This window comes from Cyanobium sp. Tous-M-B4, from assembly GCF_024345395.1.
Classification (GTDB): Bacteria; Cyanobacteriota; Cyanobacteriia; order PCC-6307; family Cyanobiaceae; genus Cyanobium_A.
Map to the genome: position 1 here is coordinate 301,484 of NZ_JAGQBA010000004.1, position 17,366 is coordinate 318,849.

The 17,366-nt window shown below is 55.5% G+C and carries 20 protein-coding genes; 9 read left to right on the forward strand and 11 right to left on the reverse strand.

The features are described 5' to 3' along the window. Entirely contained in the window at positions 1-465 is a 465-nt protein-coding gene (locus tag KBY73_RS10045) for an HIT family protein (protein ID WP_254936934.1), read from the reverse strand. A gap of 24 nt (positions 466-489) precedes the next feature. After that, positions 490-942 (reverse strand): secondary thiamine-phosphate synthase enzyme YjbQ, encoded by a 453-nt coding sequence (locus KBY73_RS10050; protein ID WP_254936935.1) that lies wholly within the window; start codon positions 940-942, stop codon positions 490-492. A gap of 83 nt (positions 943-1,025) precedes the next feature. Between KBY73_RS10050 and KBY73_RS10055 the strand changes: the two genes are divergently transcribed. Then, positions 1,026-1,265, forward strand: coding sequence for a hypothetical protein (locus KBY73_RS10055; RefSeq protein WP_254936936.1), 240 nt, complete (start codon positions 1,026-1,028; stop codon positions 1,263-1,265). Further along, positions 1,262-1,717, forward strand: a complete 456-nt coding sequence (locus KBY73_RS10060; protein WP_254936937.1) for a thiol-disulfide oxidoreductase DCC family protein — start codon at positions 1,262-1,264, stop codon at positions 1,715-1,717. Before KBY73_RS10055 ends, KBY73_RS10060 begins: the two co-directional genes overlap by 4 nt. A gap of 46 nt (positions 1,718-1,763) precedes the next feature. On the opposite strand, the gene KBY73_RS10065 is transcribed toward KBY73_RS10060, so the two are convergent. The 4 genes from KBY73_RS10065 to KBY73_RS10080 all read right to left on the reverse strand — a co-directional run bounded on the left by KBY73_RS10065 (position 1,764) and on the right by KBY73_RS10080 (position 7,946). After that, the gene (locus tag KBY73_RS10065; RefSeq protein ID WP_254936938.1) at positions 1,764-3,518 is read right to left on the reverse strand and encodes a GGDEF domain-containing phosphodiesterase; all 1,755 of its coding nucleotides are present in this window, start codon (positions 3,516-3,518) and stop codon (positions 1,764-1,766) included. Beyond that, positions 3,515-4,819: a diguanylate cyclase gene (locus tag KBY73_RS10070; protein WP_254936939.1), complete on the reverse strand. Its 1,305-nt coding sequence runs from the start codon at positions 4,817-4,819 to the stop codon at positions 3,515-3,517. Before KBY73_RS10070 ends, KBY73_RS10065 begins: the two co-directional genes overlap by 4 nt. Positions 4,820-4,821: 2 nt before the next feature. Then, entirely contained in the window at positions 4,822-6,258 is a 1,437-nt protein-coding gene (locus KBY73_RS10075) for a DUF3365 domain-containing protein (protein ID WP_254936940.1), read from the reverse strand. Positions 6,259-6,419: 161 nt separating this feature from the next. Next, positions 6,420-7,946: a deoxyribodipyrimidine photo-lyase gene (locus KBY73_RS10080; RefSeq protein ID WP_254936941.1), complete on the reverse strand. Its 1,527-nt coding sequence runs from the start codon at positions 7,944-7,946 to the stop codon at positions 6,420-6,422. Between the two features lie 107 nt (positions 7,947-8,053). On the opposite strand from KBY73_RS10080, the gene KBY73_RS10085 reads away from it, so the two are divergent. Then, positions 8,054-8,488 carry a DUF1499 domain-containing protein gene (locus KBY73_RS10085; protein WP_254936942.1) on the forward strand — a complete coding sequence of 145 codons (435 nt, stop codon included), beginning with the start codon at positions 8,054-8,056 and terminating at the stop codon, positions 8,486-8,488. Between the two features lie 537 nt (positions 8,489-9,025). Here KBY73_RS10085 and KBY73_RS10090 read toward each other — a convergent pair. From KBY73_RS10090 to KBY73_RS10110, 5 genes are all read right to left on the reverse strand, one after another. After that, positions 9,026-9,589: a pyridoxamine 5'-phosphate oxidase family protein gene (locus KBY73_RS10090; protein WP_254936943.1), complete on the reverse strand. Its 564-nt coding sequence runs from the start codon at positions 9,587-9,589 to the stop codon at positions 9,026-9,028. Positions 9,590-9,616: 27 nt separating this feature from the next. Continuing rightward, positions 9,617-10,255: a DoxX family protein gene (locus tag KBY73_RS10095; RefSeq protein ID WP_254936944.1), complete on the reverse strand. Its 639-nt coding sequence runs from the start codon at positions 10,253-10,255 to the stop codon at positions 9,617-9,619. Positions 10,256-10,382: 127 nt separating this feature from the next. Beyond that, positions 10,383-11,081 (reverse strand): hypothetical protein, encoded by a 699-nt coding sequence (locus KBY73_RS10100; RefSeq protein ID WP_254936945.1) that lies wholly within the window; start codon positions 11,079-11,081, stop codon positions 10,383-10,385. A gap of 87 nt (positions 11,082-11,168) precedes the next feature. Further along, positions 11,169-11,396, reverse strand: a complete 228-nt coding sequence (locus KBY73_RS10105) for a hypothetical protein (protein ID WP_254936946.1) — start codon at positions 11,394-11,396, stop codon at positions 11,169-11,171. Between the two features lie 50 nt (positions 11,397-11,446). Further along, entirely contained in the window at positions 11,447-12,427 is a 981-nt protein-coding gene (locus tag KBY73_RS10110; RefSeq protein WP_254936947.1) for an SDR family NAD(P)-dependent oxidoreductase, read from the reverse strand. 165 nt (positions 12,428-12,592) lie between these two features. Here KBY73_RS10110 and KBY73_RS10115 point away from each other — a divergent pair, with 165 nt between their 5' ends. From KBY73_RS10115 to KBY73_RS10140, 6 genes are all read left to right on the forward strand, one after another. Then, positions 12,593-13,315, forward strand: coding sequence for a peroxiredoxin-like family protein (locus tag KBY73_RS10115; RefSeq protein ID WP_254936948.1), 723 nt, complete (start codon positions 12,593-12,595; stop codon positions 13,313-13,315). Between the two features lie 111 nt (positions 13,316-13,426). Continuing rightward, positions 13,427-13,570: a chlorophyll a/b-binding protein gene (locus KBY73_RS10120; protein ID WP_254936949.1), complete on the forward strand. Its 144-nt coding sequence runs from the start codon at positions 13,427-13,429 to the stop codon at positions 13,568-13,570. Positions 13,571-13,745: 175 nt separating this feature from the next. Next, complete coding sequence (locus KBY73_RS10125) at positions 13,746-13,982, forward strand: chlorophyll a/b-binding protein (protein ID WP_254936950.1); 237 nt, start codon at positions 13,746-13,748, stop codon at positions 13,980-13,982. 127 nt (positions 13,983-14,109) lie between these two features. Next, positions 14,110-14,886, forward strand: a complete 777-nt coding sequence (locus KBY73_RS10130; RefSeq protein WP_254936951.1) for a methyltransferase domain-containing protein — start codon at positions 14,110-14,112, stop codon at positions 14,884-14,886. Further along, positions 14,870-16,051 (forward strand): NAD(P)/FAD-dependent oxidoreductase, encoded by a 1,182-nt coding sequence (locus tag KBY73_RS10135; protein ID WP_254936952.1) that lies wholly within the window; start codon positions 14,870-14,872, stop codon positions 16,049-16,051. Before KBY73_RS10130 ends, KBY73_RS10135 begins: the two co-directional genes overlap by 17 nt. Before the next feature lie 6 nt (positions 16,052-16,057). After that, complete coding sequence (locus tag KBY73_RS10140) at positions 16,058-17,128, forward strand: type III polyketide synthase (RefSeq protein ID WP_254936953.1); 1,071 nt, start codon at positions 16,058-16,060, stop codon at positions 17,126-17,128. The last annotated feature ends 238 nt before the right edge of the window (positions 17,129-17,366 follow it).

The following is a 17,366-nucleotide window of genomic DNA, read 5'->3' on the forward strand; positions in this document are numbered from 1 at the left end:
TCACTCCAAAAGTTGGTGCGAAAAGCTGCTGCGGGCCCGATTTACCAGGTCCGTCAGCTGCTCGGGAGGAGCGGGCTGCAGCTCTGCAGCTGCTACTGCTCGGTAATGATCTGCCACCAACCAGGCGCTGGTGCGGGGATCGCCAATAAAGCGGGGAATTAGGTGGAGGTGCAAATGGGGCGCACCCTCACCAAAAGCAATCGCATAAACCCTGTCGCAGCCGGTCTGCTCTTTAAGCAAAGAGCTGGCATAGCGCACGGCAAGCCCCCAGGAGGCTGCCTCCTGGTCATTGAAATCAGCCGGTCCCGCTACATGGCGGAGACTATCTAGGAGCATCCAGCCAACTAGGGGGGCGGGGTCGGGATGGTGGCGCAACAGCCAATGCGTACTGCGACCGATTTCATAGGCCCCCCGCGCGGCTTGATCGTCATGAAGTTTGCAGATAGGACAAGGGGTAATGCTCATGGATCGAATCAAACGACTAGAGCCCTAGGAACCCAATAGGTGCAGCGTCAGCAACCGCTCACTGCCGCGACGGCGGTGCTCCCACAGATAAACAGCCTGCCAGGTGCCTAGCAACAGACGACCAGCCTCAAAGGAAAGGCTTAGCTGACTGGTGGTGAGAGCCGTACGGATATGGGCCGGCATATCGTCGGAGCCTTCATCAGCGTGTACGTAAGGGCGCAGTTCCCCTTGACCGCTGACAGGACGGATGCCCTCCTCGGGCACGAGAGCTCGCAGGTAGCCGGAAAGGTCGCGCAGTACGCGCGGGTCGGCGTTTTCGTTGATAGTTAGGCTGCAAGAGGTATGCAGACATACCAAGTTGAGCAGCCCCTGCTCCATGCCGCTAGAGGCCAAGGCGGCATTAAGTCGGATGGTGAGATCGGTAAAGCCCTCACCTAGGGTCACCACCCGCAGGGTCTCGAGGGTTTGGCGAAGCATACAGATTGAATATGTATCAGATCATGCCTAGCATTCTGCCTAGGATTGGTTTAAAACCATCCAAGGTCCTGAGGTGCTCTGCCATGCGCATATTACTTTCTTTATTGATCGTGTTACCGGGCCTGGCAGTAGTTGCCCCAGCCGCCCAAGCCCAGCGCCAGGTCCCCAAACTAGGCGACATCTGCCCCCTGGGGTACGTAGACATGCTGAATGGCAAGTGCAGCACCCTGGGGCTGATGACATACACGGTGCAGCCCACCAATGGCAAGGCCTGCGCTGAAGGCTGGATGAACGTAGGCGGAAACTACTGCCGTAAAAAGTGAACTCTTCTAGCCACAAACATTTCAAGGCAGCCGATTGCCCAGCTCTTACCGTCCTCTACGACGGGGGTTGCCCCCTGTGCCTGCGGGAGGTGGAGCTATTGGGCCGCAAAGACAGGCAGCGCCACGGGGAGCAGCTGAAACTCGCTTTCGTGGACATCGATCAGGCCGACTACAACCCAGATAGCTACTCCGGCATCAGCTACAGAGAAGCTATGGGGCGCATCCACGCAATTGATGCCAGTGGTGCAGTGCTGCGAGACGTCGAGGTGTTTAGACGGGCCTACGACCTAATCGGCTTGGGCTGGCTTTATGCACCAACTCAGTGGCCCCTGCTCCGCCCCTTGACAAACCTTGCCTACGGCATTTGGGCAGATATGAGGCTGCGGATCACTGGACGACCAAGCTTGGAAAGCCTCTGCCAAGAGCGCAATGGCTCATGTCGTATAGACTAATGAGTCGTGGACCAAGCAGAGTATCTGCTCACTCAACGACTAACAACTAAAAAGGATTTAGCAAAAAGCGAAGCAAACGATCCCTAAACCGCAAAGGTGGTGGATCTAACTCAACTGCAATAGCAGAACTGCGCAGTCGCAAACTCTCGAGATAGCTCATCGCATCCCCTAAGGACATAGGAGGCGCGAAAAGGAATCCCTGAGCAAGACGAAAACCTCGGTCTATCAACCAAGTCCTCTGACGCTGGGTCTCAACCCCTTCAGCGGTGGTACTCAGACCAAGATCATCAGCCAAAGCCCCCATAGTTGATACAAGCTTATTACTTGGCCTCACTGGGTCGTCAAGAAGTTGCACAAAACTCAGGTCAATCTTAAATCCATTTATGGGCATACTTGTTAACCGGGACAAGGAGGAGTAACCAGTACCAAAGTCGTCAATAGTAATACGAATTTGGCGCTCGGATAAATGGCGAAGGAATTCATCAAATCCCGAGGTGGCATCCTGCAGAGACTCCTCTAAAATCTCAGCTTGCAAATACCATCCCATCGGGAGCTGATGATCGTCGATCAACTGCAAAAACCGACGGCGCATCAACAAATCATCAAGCAGATTAGCTGATAAGTTAACGCTTAGCACCATGGAGCGCCATGGCACAACACGAGAGAGAGTTCCCACATGCTCCAGAGCTTTTTCAATTATTTGCAAATCAAGCTCGGCTGTTAGTCCAACCGAGCGAGCGACAGGAACGAATACAGAGGGAGATACAAAGTTGCCATCAGCTCTGGGCCAACGTGCTAAAACCTCAAAACCCATTGGTTCACAAGAGTTGAGATCAACAATCGGCTGGAAAAAAGGGATCATTTCCTTTTGCTGAATAGCTAAGCGCACATCAGCCTCGAGGGCATAACTTTCACGCGCTAGACGTCTCGTCTCTAGATCAAAGAAACGATATTGGCTATGAATATGTCGACTGGCAATACGCAAAGCCATATTTGCGTCGGCGAGCATATCCTCAGGATCAGAATATGAACCCTGCTGCAGGGTGATGCCAATGGCTACAGACAACGGAACGCGATGCTCAGCAATCCTAAAGGGTTCAACGAAAAGGTCAATTATGCGCGTGACGATTGGAACAACAGAATTTTCATCACTTAGATCAGATATCAGGAAAATGAACTGCGAATCAGAAAAGCGAGCAAGATAAGCCGTCTTAGGCACAGCATTAATTAAGCGACGCGCCGCCTCATTCACTAAGGCCTCCGCGGGTCGGCCTCCTAGGGTGGCGCTAATACTCCCATAGCCCTTGAGCTGGCAACGTACTAAAGCGAAAGGAGGGTGCAACTCAAGCTCCAATAAGCGATCGAGTTGACGCAACAATTGACCTCTACTAATGAGAAGATCAAGAGCCCGTTGCTCTTCCGATGATTGCGGTTTGGCTAGAGCTGGAGCTAAATCAGCCTCAATGATTGAAACAGTTTGAGTAGCTAGCCATAGCATTGCTGCATGACTGCGGGGATCTAGGGTACGAGAGGCGCTATCGTAAAGGCATAGTGAACCAAGAGCAAAGCCTGTCCGACTAATTAAGGGAAAGCGTGCATAAAAATTTACAGGCTTATCACTATCTGGCATCAAAAGAGAATCGAGTCGTGAATCACGAGCCGTTCCATCAATCACCAAAACTTCGCTGGATGGCAGAGGTTGGCTAGCAAGAAGAACCCGTGCCGCTTCTGAGCCAGTGATGGCCTCAGCGAGGTCACAAACAACATCGAAGCGATCAGAAGCCTGGTATTTACTACTCATGAATCTGATTCTGAACCTGGCTCAAAATGGTGGCTAAAGGAGTCGGCCCATGCTTTGCCTGGCGACCATGGATCATATAATACGTTGTCTTGTACTGATGATGAGCTGCATACCCTATTGCGCCCCATTTCCTTGGCGCGATAAAGAGCAGCATCAGCCTGAGCATATAAGTGGTTCAAATTATACCCAAAATGCTCTGAGCCAACCACACCAATACTTACTGTCAACTTGATCTGTCTACCTTGCCATTGGATCAATTGCTGTTCAACAGCCACTCGCAATCTATCCATCATTATCAAGCCATGAGCAGAAGAACATTGAGCAATAACAAAAAATTCTTCGCCACCCAAGCGTGCCAACAAATCATCATTTCCATACAGAGATTTTCTCAAGATTGCCGCAGCCTCCTGAAGCGCGAAATCACCACACTGATGTCCATAGGCATCATTTATTGCTTTAAAATTATCCAAATCGAGAATGCCCAAAACATAGGGAACTTGATCTGCTTCTCCATGGGACAAAAGGCGCATGCCCATATCCATGCATGCACGACGATTCAACAATCCGGTGAGATTATCAATATCAATAAATCTACGCAATACTGGGGTAAGACGAGAATACAGGGCAAGAGCCAATACAAAAAAAACCAATCCTAAAAACACAAAGCTAAACAAAGCAATTAATAATAAGTCTGTTGCAAATCCAGAAGAGGTAATTGACGGGTCAAAGTTTATTACGACCAAATGATTATCTTGTCGCAAGCCCCGATCGTTAAGAATAAATTTTACAGGCAACGCTAGGGTAAAACTACCGGCGAATGGTAGGTAAAAGCCAATATAGTTTTTGAAACAGATGGCAGAGTTTGAAGTATTTTCAATAAAACAATTACGGATCGCTCGAAACTGAGAATCGTCAGATTCAGATCTTGCCAGCATTGGATCTGCAATTAAAAGACGGTTCCAGGCAGGTCGACTACTCTTTACAATACGTCCTTCGGAATCAAGTACTAAAATATAGTTGATTCCCTCCTTGAGATCGTCGTTGTGCTGAAGTCTGTACCGAGACAATAAGGCAGCGTCTCCAGAGAACGAAGGCTTATCAAGACGCAAAAAGGTAGATACAATAGATCTTATCTCGTAAGCATGGCTGATCACCTCTCTGTTTGACTCAAGCAGGAGATGAGATGCCAAACCTGCTGACATTAAAAGCGATGATGCAACTCCAACCCGCAAGAAAACAAAAAAAGCGCGAGATTTTATGCTCGAAAGAAAATTAGAGGCCGGAAGAAGTTCGCCGATCACTGTTAAATTTCCGCGGTATCCGATAAATCTTGTTCGCTTGCAATGAGGGTTAGCGCTTCAAGTTCTGCCTTAACCTGAGCCAATAAACCATTTTCAACTTTTAAGAATTTCTCAAGGTCAAGTTGGTTTAAATTTATATCATTGTCGCAAAACTGCATATCTTGCATCATTGACAAGGCATGATTGACTTGCTGAGATGCATTATCAAGAGGTGTTTTTAGTGAAGCTAATCTATCAACAGCAGCTTGTCCAAGCGTTCTAATATTCGTGATATCGACCTGATTGCCAACATAGAAATCAGGCTTACCAGGCTTTCCACCGAATGGATAAATTGTTAATCTATTCCAGAATCGTTCACCATTTAATCTATAGTTTACTAACTCACATGTAAAAGAACGGCCTTCTTGAATAGCCCTGGCAATCTCAGCAGTGGTATTGGGGTCTGTGTCTGGTCCACGCAGAAACCTGCAGTTGAAACCAGCCGCTTTATCCTTAGGATAGCCTGTTATTTTAGAGAAGGCTTCGTTAACGTAGATCAAAGGATAATCATCTCGTCTCATGTCAGCAATAGAAACTCCAAAAGTTGCATTCTCTACAACAGAACCAAGAAGTGATAGCTCTTGGACTTGTTGGCGCAACTTATCAGACAAGCCAACCTCTCTTTGACTACCTTCTTTAAGTCGTAGGTTATTAACTGAAAGCATTTTATTTTGCCGCTGAAAGGTTGCCGCTGCTCCAACAGAAACAACCCCAAGCAAGGCTACATAGCCAACTAAATATCCAATCTGGCCGAATCCATCAACTTGAATGCCACGCACAGTTACCTCCTGAATGCCACGAACGTCACCAACCTTCCAATCTCGCTTGGGTGAATCAGGATGCTGATTGTGGCAAGTTACACAGGCTGGCCTCATAAATACTGGCGTAGCAAGTCTATATGTAGCAGATCCAAAAAGTGGGCGCTCAAGACTAACTATACGAGGCTGGTTAGGATCCTTGCGTAGGCTCTGTAAAGCCATTTCTTCGAAACTATCAAGTGGTGGGACATCTCTCTTCGCAAACGGATAGTCAGACAGAAAAGCGTAATTTATACGACCATCACTATGGGCACTATCAAACAATGCCCCCAATTCAATGGACAATGTTGCAGGTATTGGAATGCCCCCATGGACTTCACGGTAATTTTCAGTAAATACAGCTTGGCCGTCAGCTTGTTGCAAGCGTGCAACTACATTATCGGCATAGTAACTGCGAATACCAGTAGCCAAAGTGGAAATCTCATCGGCTTGCAGCTCCATCTGTTTTACAGTCGCCGAAGCAAGACTGTTAACCATCACAAAAGGAAGGCCGACAAGGCTAAGAATTAGCAACACCAAAACGAAGCCTGGCCTGCCAACAAACCTTATCAGTTTTGATAACAACCTAGACGGCCAGCTCATCGCACTGCCATTGCTGATCTGTTCCTTGCCTTGACGGTGCCTAAATCCTAGTTGGGGGAGGGGATAATCGCATCCCTCGGCAAGGGGGCAGCCTCCATATCAACGGTCTCAGGAGGGGAGGGACCACCGCTGCTGGAAAACATCGGTTCGCATGCGTGCCTTCAGCCCGGCAGATCCAAGCTGAGCTGCCCAGAGGTTTCTTTGCTCAGCCTTCTGCGGCTAGAGCGCAGACCGGAACGCCGTGAACCGTGGCGCTGCTGGATCTCATCAGCAGTAGCCGCAAAGCCATGCTGCTGCCGTAGGGCCCAGACTCGATCGCGTGCGACTGCAGCCGCATTATTCCAATCGATCAGCGGCAGCGGATAGGAGCGACCGATCTCGATGCCAAGCCGGGCCTGGGTGCGGCCATCCATGGTCCAGGGAGTGTGCAGGTACACCGGCGGAACAGCCGCCAGCTCGGGCAGCCAGCGGCGGATGAAGACCCCTTCAGGATCGTGGTCTAGACCCTGCTTTAGCGGGTTATATATTCGGATTGTATTGATGCCGGTGGTGCCAGATTGCATTTGACACTGGCTCCAGTGGATACCAGGTTCATAGTCGACGAATTGACGAGCGAGATGTACGCCGCTCTCCCGCCATGGAATCCACAGCTGATAGCTGGCTACGGAAAGCAGCATCGCCCGCATACGGAAATTCAGCCAACCGGTTGCGTTCAGAGAGCGCATGCAAGCATCCACAAAAGGAAGGCCCGTGCGCCCCTCTGCCCAGGCTGCCAAACGCTCCTGATTACTTTCACGCAGTCCAGCAGTGAGGGGATGGAGCTCGCTGTATTCGAGGCTTGGCTGACATTCCAACTTCTGGATAAAATGGCAATGCCAGTGCAAGCGTTCATCAAAGCGCTGCAGGGAGCGCCGCCAGGGGACTACCGCGAGAGCTTGGCGTCGCAGGCGGCTTTTTTGCACTACCTCCCGCATCGACAAGCTGCCCCAACTGAGATGGGGCGAAAGGCGCGAGCAGCTGACGTCTGCCGTATTGGGACTAGACAACCCAGCTTGGTAGGAGCGGCTGCGCTGATCCAAGAAGGAAGCGAGGGTTGTCAAGCCTTGGGATCGCCCCCCCTTTTGCCGCCCAGGGCAGGAATCGGGCTCAAGTCCTAGCTCTGCCGCCATGGGCAAGTGACCGGGGTCGAGCCGGGGCAGCGGGGTGAGACGGGGTGGCGCGGCGCTTAGCTCCTCGGCCATGCGCTGCTCCCAGCGCTTTGCCCAACCCGTTCGCTTGCTGAGCCTCCGGGTGACGCCAAATTGCGGAATCTCCTGCCATTTAATGCCGTGCAGGCGGGCCCATTCGGCAACGCGCCGGTCGCGGGCGTAGGTCCAGCCGTTGCCAGTTTCCTCGTGACTCCACAAGCCAGCTACTCCAAACTGGCGATGGGCCCGATCCAGCACCTGCTCAATCGCACCGATGCGCACCACGAGTGGTTGGCCAAGACCGGCAAGGACCTCTCGCAGCTCTACAAGGCATTCGCGGCAAAACTCCCACTGCCTGGCGGAGCTGTCTGGCTCGCTCCACAGGTCTGGCTCCACCACGTAGAGCGGCAGGACTGGTCCCCGCAGCGACGCCTCCAACAAGGGCCTGTGATCGAAGCTGCGTAGATCGCGCTTGAACCAAACGATTTGCAGCGGCCCCATGGCATCAAAGAGGAAAACCGCTCCGAAATTTTAATCAATCTGGAGTCAGCCAGACGAGCCAACCTGGTTACGGTGGCACCTACCCATCTCCCCCACCTGAGCCCGCGATGATCTATCTGCTGCAGCATCTGGCCGTAGTGCTGAGCCTGGCCCTGTTTCACATCGTTGGTCCGATACCAATCGAACTGGGCGTGCACGACGGCGCCCTAGCCCCTTGTCCAACGCCAGCACACTGCGCAAGGGCGGATTGGCCTATCGAGCAGAGAAGCGGAGATACTCCCCAAAGCGCCCTCGAAAGCCTGGTTCCCGTGATTGAAGCTATGGCCGGTACCGAGGTTGTGGAGCGAGCTGAGGGCTATCTGCACGCAACCGCAACAAGCTCCCTGTTTGGCTTCGTCGACGATCTGGAACTATACGCCGACACTGAGGATGGAATTCTCCAGGCTCGATCAGTCTCGCGGCTTGGCGATTCAGATCTGGGGGTCAACAGCAAACGCCTAGAAATTCTGCGACAAGCACTCAATCCAGCCCCACAGGTATGAAATCAGCTGGCCCGGCGTCCCCAGCGCTGCTGGACACCTAGTAGCAGCGATTGTTGAACCTGCCAAAGGAAGTTATGAAGGCGTTGCTGTCTGGCGGCAGAGCGAGGCAGATGGTCCGAAAAAGCTCCAGCGTGGCAAAGATCAACCAGTAGGCCAACCTCCTCGGAACTGAGGCAGATCAGATGGTGATCGCCGTGGTGAGAAACCTTCATCGCAAGCCGACTCCGATTTTGTTCAACAGGGAGGCGTTGAGGGATGCTTTTGGTCGGGCTTTGCTGGTTCAGCGGCTGACTTCAAGCCGTCAAACAACTGACCAAGCAGAGTTGCCAAGACAGGGGGTAAGGCCTCCGGGGGAGCAGCCTCAGAAGCCAATACCAACAGGGCACAGGCATCTACCAAACTAGATGCCTCTAGTGCCGTTAGGGCAACCAGGTGCTCACCGTTGCACTGCGTAATTCGCATACAGCTGCGCTTTTACCAAGTAAAAGGTACTCCGTAAAGGAGCTGGGTGTGATGGATCACTCCCAAATGGCCGAATCAAGGGTTCAGCAGCTCTTCAGACCAGGAGCCAGAGGCGCACCAGCGCCTGCGCCGGTGTGGTTGCCCGCCAAGTTCCAGTAACTCAACCTGATGCACCTCAAAGCTCAGCAGTTCAAAGTGACTCGGCATCGGTGTGGTGTCGCCAAGTTCCTGGGGAAAGGCTGCCTCCAGCTCAAGGGGAATTCCTGGCTCAGGCCAGCCCCATAAGGCCCTCGCGGAAGGGGTGAGGCTTTGCCAATGGTGCTGCCGCTGGATCAGCAGCTCCGCTGCAGGAAGCTGGCAGCGCCTTGAGCGCAATCGAAACTGGCTGCGTGCCCGAGGCAAAAGCCAGCAGATTTCCGCGTCTGGCAAATTTCGCAGCTCGCTGGCCTTCTCACTGCGACCATCAGTGAACAAATCCAAAACCGCTGGAGCTGACCAGCCCCTAAACACCAAGGTGCGCACCCTGGGGGTGCCATCGCAGGCGACAGTTGCAAGTTGCAGCCAGCGGCCATTAGGTGATTTGCCCTCCCTCCGCAGGGCAGCTCGCAAGAGGGGGCGCCATGGGGGCAGGCTATCCATTAAGCCGAGGCAAAACAGCCAGCAGATTCAGCGATTTGAGTTGCTGGCTTTGATTGGCACGTAAGCAGGTGCCAATCCTGAAATGCCAGCTGAGGGAGCAGAAGTTTCTGGCTTAATACGAACAGCTGGCTTAACGAGCAGACCTGGAAGCATGCCGGCATCAAATGAAAAACGGCCAGGACCAACAAGCAACAGGGCAAGGCTGCCGCCCAAATAGAGGACTACCAGCTCGAGTACATAAATGTTGAGCCCTGCGGTAAGGATGTGTTGGTAGGCAGCAACTGTCATTGTGCCGGTGAGGGCAAGAGCTCCAACGGGAGTCAGCAAGCCGAGAATCACCAGCCAACTGCCGATCAGCTCTGAGAAGCCAGCTGCATAGGCAAAAAACAAGGGGAATGGCAGGTGCAGAGATGCCACATAGGTATTGGCAAATTGCTGTGGATCAGCCAGTTTTTCATGGCCATGGTGAATCATCATCACGCCGATAGCCAAGCGAAGCAGCAGCAGGCCAAGCGACGCAACCCCACCTGGCTTCAACACATAGGCCTCTAGAAAGGAACGGATCCGTTGGACTTGGCCAGTAGTGATCCATAGATCATTCTCAGGGCTCTGGGCTGCAGCCGGTTGATCTGCAGGGCGGCTGAGGGCCACAAACCAAAGGGCCATACAGGCAGCCAAGAAGCCTCCAAACAGTTCAAGAAGCAGGGGCGTGGACATGGTGAATTGATTTCTTCTCCAATCTTGGCAAGCTTGATGAAGAAACGTGAAGCACCAAGTCGCGTTTGCCTAGGCCCTATCCCAGGGCAATGACGATCATGCGGGCACTGGAGCGGTAGGCCAGTGTTTCAACTCCAAGAGCTAAAGGCGCATCGGGATGGCCGGAACCTATGCCGTGAAGCAGGGCAAGGTTCTGGAGGCCGCTTTCTAAATGGCGCTGAAGGTGCCTTACGCGGGGGTCAGCCAGGTTTATCGCCACAGGCCGTTGAACCCAGCGCTCTGCCAGCTCGAGCGGCACGCGGTGGCGGCTGACCTCGCTAATAGTCGTGGCCAGCCGCTGGGGGTTGAGGTTGAAGAGCAAGCCATTGAAGTGGCCGGTCTCAACAGAAAAGGATTGACCTGGCAGATAGATCGCCTGCTGGCCAGCCCGATCAAACCAGTCCTTGCCCTCAATGCGAAAACGAGTGCTGCCGAAGTAGGGGATTTCCAGAGTGCTGTCACTGTGATCCGAGGTGCTGGCAACTAAGGGCACATAAGTTGCTGCGCTGATTGCCATCCGACCTGCCAGCAAGCAGTGGGCACGATGGGCAAAAGGCTGGCTGATTTGGCGGGCCTCAAAACAGATGAGTTTCACAGTGAGGCCGATTTCCTCGGCTAAGGCATCACTGTCAAAGCGCAACTCACCAGGTTCACTGCCGAATGCCAATGTCTGCGTGCCCAACCAGTCCATTTGCTGGTGAAGCGGCGCATCTGGGGCCGGAGCAGCGGCTGCCACGGAAATACCCATTTATGGGAATTTATTAAGTGCGCAGGCTAAGTCCGTTTCGCCAAACTTTCACTTACTACGCATTTATTTCCAAAATCAAGGGGTCTGCTGATAGATCTGCTCTAAACGCTCGCGGCTGAAGTCGACGTAAAGCACCTCATCGCCTGGCTGGGGAGCCTCTGGGTGAACCCTGCTGCGTTTACGAGGGGCCTGAAGGGAATCTCCCTGCTGGGAACTACGCAAGTTTTGGGACATCAGAGCAAAGGCGCCGCCAGCGATGGCCGCAAAGAAAACCAAATAAATGACTGCCAGCAAATCGTTCATCGGACTTTCCGCTTTGCTGAATCTTAATATGAAGAAATATGAAACGTGGCTTAGCGGCCTGCTGCTGCGGCGCTGAGATCCCACAACAGCCGCGCTAATGGATCGGAGCACGCCTCCGCACTGGGTTGGCTGGCCTCAAAACGCAGCCGACCTGGCCCCACAACTCGATTGCTCAAGTAATGAAATCCACTGGCGTGCGGTTTTGAGCCATCAGCGAGACCTGCCAGCAGGGCGCCAGCCCTCTGGGGAGTTTCGGTGAGCCGCAGCAGGTCGCGGGCAACGAAGGCGAAAAGGGCCTGGCCCAAGGGGTTATGGCTGCGGCTGTAGCGGAAGAAGCCACCCTGGCTGCGCGGAATCACCAGCCCCGGGCTCCAAGCGAGTACGGGCAGCAGCGTGCCCTGCTCCCTCAGCCGCCGCTCCGCCTCCCTTGCCATCAGCAGGTTGCAGAGTTTGCTGTCTTTGTAAGCCTTCTCGGCATTAAAGCCGCTGCTGCCATCCAGCATTAGCGACCCAGGTCCCTGGCGCAGGCCAGCAAGATCCCCGAGGCCAGCCGGGAGACCCACTTTCCCTCCGGCGCTGGTGGGGTCATGCACCTCTGATGCGGTTACCACCAAGCGAGGTGCTGTACCGCGGATCAAAAGGGGCAAGAGTTGCTGCAGCAGGGCCTGGTGGCCTAAGTGGTTGACGGCGATAGTGAGCTCAAACCCCTGGGCCGACCAGCGGGGCTCGACCATGCCGCTGTACTGCAGGCCAGCGTTGAGCACCAAGGTGTCGATCGGCTCGCCCTTTGCCAGCAAGGCATCAGCACAGCGACCGATGCTGTTCAGGTCGGCCAGATCGCAGGTAGGGGTATCGATGCTGCCGCTCAGGCGCTGGCGCAGGAGCGCGGCGGTGGTCCCATCCCGGCAGGGAATGATGAGGTGGTGGCCGGCTTGGAGCAGCAGGGTTGCCGCCTGAAAGCCGATCCCGGAGCTGCCACCAGTTAGCAGGATGTTGCGCGCGGCTCCAGCCCTGCGCTCCTCAACTGCCATAGCTCCTGTTCCCGGCAACACCCGATTCTGTTGATTAAAAAGATGGATCGCCAGGCAGCCGGATCTTCGCCGGCTCGGCGCCACGATGGCTACCTCAACAGCGCAGCGATCCCCATGTCCAGCAGCGAGTTAGCCCCAGATTCCCCGGGCTCAGATACCAAGCCCATGGCAGCCGCTGAACTTGTGGAGCGACTGGCTGGCGTTGCGGGGATGGGTAGGGGACAACGCCGTTTGGTGCTTTTGCTACCCCAGCTGGGGGATTTCGACAGCCTCGAATACGCCCAGGCCCTGGTTCCCGCCCTGCCACAGCTGGAGACTGCCGGGATCGCCGTGCTGGCCCTCGGCATCGGCCAGGCCGCAGGAGCCGATCGCTTCTGCGAGTTCACAGGCTTTCCCCGCGAGCTATTGCAGGTGGATGCAGACCCGAAGCTGCACCGTGCCCTGGGCCTCTACGAGGGTCTGCAGCAGATCGGCGGCCCCTGGCCCAACCTGCTTTTGATGTGCGCCGGCATCGGTTCCCCCGGCACCTTGGCCGAGGTATTGCGCGGCTACACGGGCGATCGAGCGGCTCCCCAGCGAATCGCCGACGAGGAGACTATCCAAGCCGGCCCATTGCCGCCAATTAAAGGTTCGTTCTTTGCTAGGGCTGGCGGTACCGGATTCCAGCGCCCCTTCGAACTGGCCACGGTCCGCCTGCGCAACATGAGCGAGGTGTTGGGCAACTGGCGCACCTATGTACCCTGCGACGACTTTCTTACCCAGCGCGGTGGCACCTTCCTGCTGGAGGAAGACAACAGCCTGCTGTACAGCCACAAGGACCGCGGCATCCTCGGCTTCTCGGCATCGATGGCAAGGCCGCTCAGCTTCCTGGATCCATACCTCGACTGACTATTAACGGCTTGCACAGACAGCGCCGAATCCGGCAGAAGCCCACGGGACCTCACCCCAACAGGCCCTCGTCACATTGCGTTACAGTTGCGGCAACAAATCGCAAAACTCATGCCCGAAACTGTTTCCCGCTTCGGATTCGTTGAGTTCGCAGAGACCTGGAATGGTCGCCTAGCCATGCTCGGTTTCGTAATCGGCCTCGGCACTGAGCTGCTCACCGGCCAAGGCATCCTTTCCCAACTCGGCCTGGGTTGATCACCATGGAAACCGATTACACCGCTGCAATTTTTACCGTGATCGCCCTTGTGGTGGTGCTTGGTGGTATGACCACATACGTGCTCAGTCGCCCCACTGATCTGAGCCCGCGATCCAGATAGTTGCGACCCTCAGCATCGTTGAGCTTCTAATTCCTTCATCTTCGCGGCAAATAATGACAAACACTCCAGCTGGTCGTGAATGGCTTAAGCATCGGGCCGAAGAGTTGATTCTATTGGAACAACTCAAACGAGTCGAACTTTTTAATGGCCGGGCAGCAATGTTGGCTATTGCAATTGGCATCATTACCGAAGGGCTTACTGGTTCCGGCATCGCCCATCAAATCGGACTCGCAGCGCTGGTAGACGTTTACGCAGCCTGCCGCACCCAGTTTCTTCCCTTCTGTTTCTAAACTATCTAGCTGCAGCGCTGCGCTGCAGAAAATTATCAGCCCCACTCTTTGTCAGGTTGTCAACGTCTAGCTGTTATCGGCCTTTACATTCCTAGGATTAGTAAAAGATTTCAACCAACTGGGAAATTTGCAGCAAAAATTCGCTGATCTCCAAGCGGCCCTAACGGTGCCCCTGCCCCAGTTATGGAGTCAGCTTGGTCAGCGACAGCTGAGGCCAGAGCTGATGGATCAGCCAGGTCTTGATCCCCAGGCCCATCAAGCAGCCCTGCTTGGCTTGGGCCGCATAAATGCGATGACCCGCAGCGCTGCTTGCTTCTTTCCTGATATCCGTCGCTTAGCAATACTGAATCCCGCTCGGCGGTTGCGCCTCCTAGATGTGGCCTGCGGTGGGGGCGACACGGTGCGTGCCATTAGTCGCATGGCAAAGCGGGAGGGGATTGATCTGGTGGTGCATGGCTGTGACATCAGCGCTGAAGCTGTCTCCCTGGCAAGGGAAGCCGCTGAGGCGGAGGGATTGGAGACTCATTTCTTCCAAACCGACGCAATAAATTCCCCTCTTCCTGGCGGTTATCACTTAATCACCACCTCGTTGTTTCTGCATCACCTCACGGAAGTCGATGCCGAAAGCCTGCTGCGCTCTATGGCCGCCGCCACCCTCGACCAGCTGTTGGTGCACGACCTAACCCGCAGCCACATTGATCTGTTGCTCACCTGGATCGGCACCCGACTGCTGAGTCGCTCACCGATCGTTCATATTGATGGACCTCTCTCGGTGGGGGGTGCCTTTCAGCTCGACGAGGTGGCTCAGCTGGCCGCAGCGGCTGGCCTAGTGGGTGCCCAGATCACCAAGTTCTGGCCCGAGCGCTTCCTGCTCTCCTGGAGCCGGAATGCAGCCAACGCCTGAACTCGGACCGTTGCATATTTCGCCTTGCTGGGATGTGGTGGTAGTGGGTGCTGGACCAGCCGGCGCCCTTGCCGCCCATGGTCTGGCCAGTCGCGGCGTGCGCGTGTTGCTGGTTGAGCAGCGCCTCTTCCCTCGTTGGAAAGTCTGTGGGGCCTGCCTCAGCCCCCAGGCCCTTGCAGCACTTGAAGCCGCAGGACTTGCCGACCTAGTTACAGACCAGGGAGGCCTATTCCTTGAGCGGCTGCAGTTGGGGGTAGCTGGCCTGGTGAGCCCGATCGCCCTGGGAGCTGGCCGGGTCCTGTCCCGCTCTCGCCTCGATCAGGCGCTGCTGGAAGCAGCTGTTGCTGCTGGTACCACGGTGCTGACGGGCACCCGAGCCGTGCTGGGCGCCGCCGCCACCGGCTTAGAAGCAGACCGGGAAGTGTTGTTGCAAAAAGGCACTGCAAGGCGGAGTGTCAGCGCCAAGGTGGTGTTGATCGCGGCGGGTCTCAGCCACCGCGCCATCGATGACGAGGCTGAGATCAGCACCAGCATCGAGCCCCACAGTCGAATTGGCGCAGGTTGTGTATTGCCAGGGGAAGCTGCCGCGCTCCCACCCGGTGTGCTGCAAATGGCTGTGGGCCGAAGCGGTTATGTGGGTCTGGTGCGAACCGAGAGCGGGGAAATCAACCTGGCATGTGCCTTCGATCGGCCCATGCTGCGCTCCGGTGGTGGAGCGGCCCTGCTTTGCCAAAATATCCTTGCTGAAGCGGGCTTTGCGCCCTTGCCTGGCCTGAAAGAGGCAGCCTGGCAACTCACCGCAGCGCTCAGCCGTCGCACAATTCCGCTTGCGGGCCACAGGCTGCTGCTGCTCGGTGATGCCGCCGGCTATGTGGAGCCCTTCACCGGCGAAGGCATGGGCTGGGCTCTGACCTCTTCGTTAGCTGCCCTACCGCTTGTGCTGCGAGGAAGGGAGCAGTGGGATGGCGCGATTGAGACGGAATGGCGGCTCCTTCACCGCCGTTGGGTCAAACAGCGGCAGAGATCATGCCAAGTGCTGGCAGTGGTTTTGCGGCAACCCAGGATCAGCTGGGGCCTGCACAGGCTGGCGGGGAGCTTCCCCTCAGCCGCCAGCTCCATGATTGGGCATCTGCAAAGGCCCGCCCTGCCCTGCTCGACGGCCTGATCGATCATGCCCTTGTCCTTAATTGGTCTTGGCACTGCGGTGCCTAAAAGGCGCATCAGCCAGCAAGAGGCCCTGGCCCTTGCACCGCAGATGGGCAACGCCAGCCCCCGTCAACAACGCCTGCTGGAGAGGATCTACCAACGCTCAGGGGTGATGCACCGCCACTGCATTCCCCTGCCTGACTCCAGCAACCCCTCAACGGCTGAGCGGATGAGGCGCTACCAACCGGCAGCGCTTGAGCTAGCCCAAGAGGCTTCCCGTCTAGCGCTTAAGGATGCCGGTATCGAGGCAAGCACGATCACCCACTTGATCACCGTTTCATGCACGGGCTTCGGTGCCCCTGGCTTCGATCTTGCCTTAATCGCCAAACTGCCACTAGCGATGGATGTGGCCCGAACTCATGTGGGTTTCATGGGCTGCCACGGGGCATTCAACGGACTGCGGGTGGCACGGGCCTTTGTGGAAGCTGATCCCAGTGCCTGCGTGCTGCTGTGTGCAGTGGAGTTGTGCAGCTTGCACTTGCAGGAGGGCTGGAACCCCGACCACATCGTGGCCAATGCCCTATTCGCTGATGGTGCCGGCGCGGTGGTGGCGGTAGCTGCCGATGGCTCTCGTGTGGGCTCAACCAATAAAACAGGCCTGGAGCTAGTCGCCTCATCCTCAACGGTGCTGCCCGGCACTGAAGATCTGATGAGCTGGATCATTGAAGATCATGGTTTTTCCATGGTTCTTTCATCCAAAGTCCCCAGTCGCATCGCCGCCCAGCTGCGCCCGTGGCTGGAGCAGTGGCTGACGGGCATGGGTCTGACGCTGCCAGAAGTAAAAACCTGGGCCGTTCATCCAGGCGGCCCCCGCATCCTTGGGGCGGTACTAGAGAGCGCTGGGTTGCAACCCGCCCAGATCGATCTCTCCACTGCGGTATTACGCCATTTCGGCAATATGTCGTCGGCAACTATTTTGTTCATCCTGGAGCGACTGCGCACCTCGGCGCGCCACGACGGCCCATGTCTGGCTTTGGGCTTCGGCCCCGGTCTAACAGTGGAAGCGGCATTGCTCATGGTGCAAAAGCCCATCTGATTGCGTCTCTGACCACCGGCGGAGGGCCTGAAGCACTGCCAACTGTTCTCCATCCAAGCTAGTTGCCCAGCTTGTTGTGCAACAGATTGGGCAACAACTTGCGCAACAACTACCCAGCCAATAAAAAAGCCCCCTGGTGAGAGGGAGCTTTTGGGATTCCGTTATTTCCCAGCCGTAGCTGGGCTGTTGACTATCAACCGATTGCAGGTGCGGTCAGTGCCACGGGGGTGGCAGTAGC

Bases quoted from the DNA above. Each gene is read 5' to 3' on its own strand.
- KBY73_RS10110 (WP_254936947.1), bottom strand. From the start codon at position 12,427: ATGGCAGTTGAGGAGCGCAGGGCTGGAGCCGCGCGCAACATCCTGCTA.
- KBY73_RS10055 (WP_254936936.1), top strand. From the start codon at position 1,026: ATGCGCATATTACTTTCTTTATTGATCGTGTTACCGGGCCTGGCAGTA.
- KBY73_RS10080 (WP_254936941.1), bottom strand. From the start codon at position 7,946: ATGGGGCCGCTGCAAATCGTTTGGTTCAAGCGCGATCTACGCAGCTTC.
- KBY73_RS10065 (WP_254936938.1), bottom strand. From the start codon at position 3,518: ATGAGTAGTAAATACCAGGCTTCTGATCGCTTCGATGTTGTTTGTGAC.
- KBY73_RS10090 (WP_254936943.1), bottom strand. From the start codon at position 9,589: ATGGATAGCCTGCCCCCATGGCGCCCCCTCTTGCGAGCTGCCCTGCGG.
- KBY73_RS10115 (WP_254936948.1), top strand. From the start codon at position 12,593: ATGGCAGCCGCTGAACTTGTGGAGCGACTGGCTGGCGTTGCGGGGATG.
- KBY73_RS10135 (WP_254936952.1), top strand. From the start codon at position 14,870: ATGCAGCCAACGCCTGAACTCGGACCGTTGCATATTTCGCCTTGCTGG.
- KBY73_RS10045 (WP_254936934.1), bottom strand. From the start codon at position 465: ATGAGCATTACCCCTTGTCCTATCTGCAAACTTCATGACGATCAAGCC.
- KBY73_RS10120 (WP_254936949.1), top strand. From the start codon at position 13,427: ATGCCCGAAACTGTTTCCCGCTTCGGATTCGTTGAGTTCGCAGAGACC.
- KBY73_RS10085 (WP_254936942.1), top strand. From the start codon at position 8,054: ATGATCTATCTGCTGCAGCATCTGGCCGTAGTGCTGAGCCTGGCCCTG.
- KBY73_RS10105 (WP_254936946.1), bottom strand. From the start codon at position 11,396: ATGAACGATTTGCTGGCAGTCATTTATTTGGTTTTCTTTGCGGCCATC.
- KBY73_RS10140 (WP_254936953.1), top strand. From the start codon at position 16,058: ATGCCCTTGTCCTTAATTGGTCTTGGCACTGCGGTGCCTAAAAGGCGC.
- KBY73_RS10075 (WP_254936940.1), bottom strand. From the start codon at position 6,258: ATGAGCTGGCCGTCTAGGTTGTTATCAAAACTGATAAGGTTTGTTGGC.
- KBY73_RS10125 (WP_254936950.1), top strand. From the start codon at position 13,746: ATGACAAACACTCCAGCTGGTCGTGAATGGCTTAAGCATCGGGCCGAA.
- KBY73_RS10050 (WP_254936935.1), bottom strand. From the start codon at position 942: ATGCTTCGCCAAACCCTCGAGACCCTGCGGGTGGTGACCCTAGGTGAG.
- KBY73_RS10095 (WP_254936944.1), bottom strand. From the start codon at position 10,255: ATGGCCCTTTGGTTTGTGGCCCTCAGCCGCCCTGCAGATCAACCGGCT.